The sequence below is a fragment of the Streptomyces sp. NPDC006510 genome (assembly GCF_040611955.1).
In the GTDB taxonomy this organism is placed as follows: Bacteria; Actinomycetota; Actinomycetes; order Streptomycetales; family Streptomycetaceae; genus Streptomyces.
In genome coordinates this window covers 1-2,628 of record NZ_JBEXPH010000400.1, presented here as the reverse complement: position 1 = coordinate 2,628, position 2,628 = coordinate 1, and the positions used below count along the sequence as shown (strand labels likewise).

Here is a 2,628-nt window from a genome sequence, read left to right as displayed (position 1 = left end):
CGCTCAACGTGATCCGACTCGACGCCCACTGGACCACCGGCCCCCTCGACCGCACCCGCCACAGCCAGCTCGAACGACTCAACTACCGACTCTCCACCTGAACGAATTGGGCAGCAGAGTCTCTCTCCCTGTTGAAGAAGGCTTTCGGCCTGGTAGGTGAGAAAGACAGCTCGGGTCTTGTCCCGGGCGGTTGGTAGCAGGGCCATGCCTTGGGTGATCTGGTGGAGGGCCGGCCCGGTCTCGCCGAGGTCGATGAGGCATCTACCGGAGTCCACAGCGAGGTCGGCGTGGCCGTACCAGGAGGCCCAGGCAGGTGGTGCGGCTATGGCGGTGTTGAGGGCGTGTTCGGCGGCGCTGAGCGCACGGCGGCAGGCTCGGGCTTCGCCGTTCATGGCCAGCGCTCGGGCTTTGCGGAGGTGGAGCAGGGAGCAGGCGGTGGGGTCCTGTGTGCGTGTCAGGGCGTGATCGAGGACGTTGACGGCTGCGGTCGCCTGGCCAAGCCAGATGCTCTGATAGGCCAGGTTGTAGCCGTCCTTGAGAACTGACCGTTGACCGCCTTCCCAACCTGGCTCCGGCAGCAAGGGCCGCGAGGAGGAGCGGACCGGATTTTGGTGGTAGCCCGGCAGGGTTGACGACGGTTCGGTGACGGCGGGCCTGGTGCGGTTGGCGGGGCTCTACGTTCCTGGGCATGCCAGTTGATTTCTTGTCGGGCAGGACACGGTCCGCTGCAGGTGCGGCAGTCCGGCACTGGATCGGGTGCGGCACCGGTACCCGTACTCGACAGGATCCCACACGTCCCCGCCCGGCAGCGCTTCTACCAGCATCCGGGCCTCGGCGAACCGGAGCCGGCGGGCGACCGTCAGGTGCCGGCCATCGCCGATCCATCGCAGGAACGCCTGGGTCTTCTCCGGACCGCGGCGCGCCACCGCGGCCGCCGGAACCTGGCCGAAATGGTGCCGTGTGCGCCGCTGTACGACCCCGGGCGGTGGCGCGGGCAGGGATGGGGTGATCGGGGGCCGGGTGAGCAGGCCGGGGAACGTCCCCTTCACCGTTCACTGAACTACACCCCGCGCCCACGCTGGACCGGCATGATCTGGGCATGGATGAATGGAAGTACACACTTCTCAACGGCGTCATATCCACGGTTGGCGCGCTCGTCGTAGGAGCCCTGGCATTCGTCGCGGCATCCCGGGCCGCGTCAAAGGGAATCGACGCCGCCGTCACAGCGGCGGTCACGAGCAACGAAGGCCAGCAGGATCTCACCCTGTGGAAGGGGAGACGGGACACCTACGCCGCTTTGCTGTCTGCCGTTGCCGCCTTCATAGCTCTCATCAAGACGCCGGAGGGCTCCATCCGTGCCCGTACGGTGGAGGAGCTAGAAGGGCCTCTTCGCGCGGCGCTCGCCGACGTGGAACAGCACGCCAATCTGGCACGGCTCGAAGGCCCGCGGGACGAGATCGAGATTCCGGTTAGGTCCGTCGTAGCGTTTGCCCGTGACGCGGGCGACCACTACTTGGCCTGGGTCCACGTTCTCCATGATCTCCCAGCCTGGCCGCCGGCCAACCGTGAATTGCTCCTCGTGACTCAGCAACGACTTGTGGCGACCCAGCGGCAGCTGGTGGATGCCCTGTACGCGGTCCTCCACCCGCAGGCGCACTGAACGCGAGGGCGATACCGCGCGTTGCACGCCGCTGGTTCTGGGCCGGGCGTCCCGCGCGGGAAGAAAAGGGCCACCCGTGGCAACGAAGGAGCCCGCCGGGACGACCGCGGAGGGACGTGGCTGATGCGGCACACAGAACTGACGATGGGGCGCAACTTCGCGCTGGCCTTCGATGACGGCGACGACTTTGTCGCGGGGCTGACCGGCTTCTGCGCGGAGATGGGGATCCGGCAGGCGATCATCCCGATGTTCCTCGGTGGGTTCCGGCAGGTGAGCCTGGTGGGGACGAGCGGCCCGCTGGAGGACCCGGAAGCTCCTGTATGGGACGAGACGGTCCTGCACACGGTGGAAGCCGTCGGCTCCGCTACCCTCGCCTGGAGCCCGGAGAACGACGCCCTCGCCCCGCACATCCATGTCGCGGTCGGACGCAAGGATCTCGCCACCGCGGGGAGCGTGTCGCATCTGCTGCGGGCGGAGGTGCAGTTCATCCAGGAGATGTTCCTCCAGGAGGTCTTCTCCCCCGGGATGCTGCGGCCGCTGTGCGGACCACACGCTGTCCCGACCCTGACCTTCGCCCCGCACCAGGAAGCCCAGCCCCTGTGACCCCGCCCGGCTCCGCCCCGAGCTCGGCGCGACGGCATCCGCGCCAGTTGCGTGGCTCCCGAAGAGGCGGGCCGGTGCCGTTTCGTCGTCATCTCGCCCTTGAGCAGTGACGAGATCCGTGGCGCCTCGGCTGATGGTCGACGAGCGGGCATTCCCGTCGGCACCCCCGTCTGACCTTGACGACCCTGAAGTGATCGTCGGACACGACTGGGAGGCCTTCGCCGCCGTCTCCCGGATGACCGACCACTGGGCCCGGCAGGGATGGCCCGATGAATCGCCCCGGGTTTGATGGAGACATCGAAGACCCGGAAGGATGCCGATCATGGCTGCTCCCCGTAAGTACCCCGATGAACTGCGTGAACGCG

At 67.7% G+C, this 2,628-nt stretch carries 2 protein-coding genes; both read left to right on the top strand.

Annotated features, from left to right (window positions below):
- Positions 1 to 1,099: 1,099 nt before the first annotated feature.
- Positions 1,100 to 1,660, top strand: a complete 561-nt coding sequence (locus tag ABZY11_RS43870) for a hypothetical protein (protein ID WP_356484532.1) — start codon at positions 1,100 to 1,102, stop codon at positions 1,658 to 1,660.
- Positions 1,661 to 1,783: 123 nt separating this feature from the next.
- A complete protein-coding gene (locus ABZY11_RS43865; protein WP_356484531.1) occupies positions 1,784 to 2,263 on the top strand; it encodes a PPC domain-containing DNA-binding protein in 480 nt (159 codons plus the stop codon).
- The last annotated feature ends 365 nt before the right edge of the window (positions 2,264 to 2,628 follow it).

What these genes read in the sequence shown, in the direction of transcription:
- ABZY11_RS43865 (WP_356484531.1), top strand. Translation starts at nt 1,784, where the DNA reads ATGCGGCACACAGAACTGACGATGGGGCGCAACTTCGCGCTGGCCTTC.
- ABZY11_RS43870 (WP_356484532.1), top strand. Translation starts at nt 1,100, where the DNA reads ATGGATGAATGGAAGTACACACTTCTCAACGGCGTCATATCCACGGTT.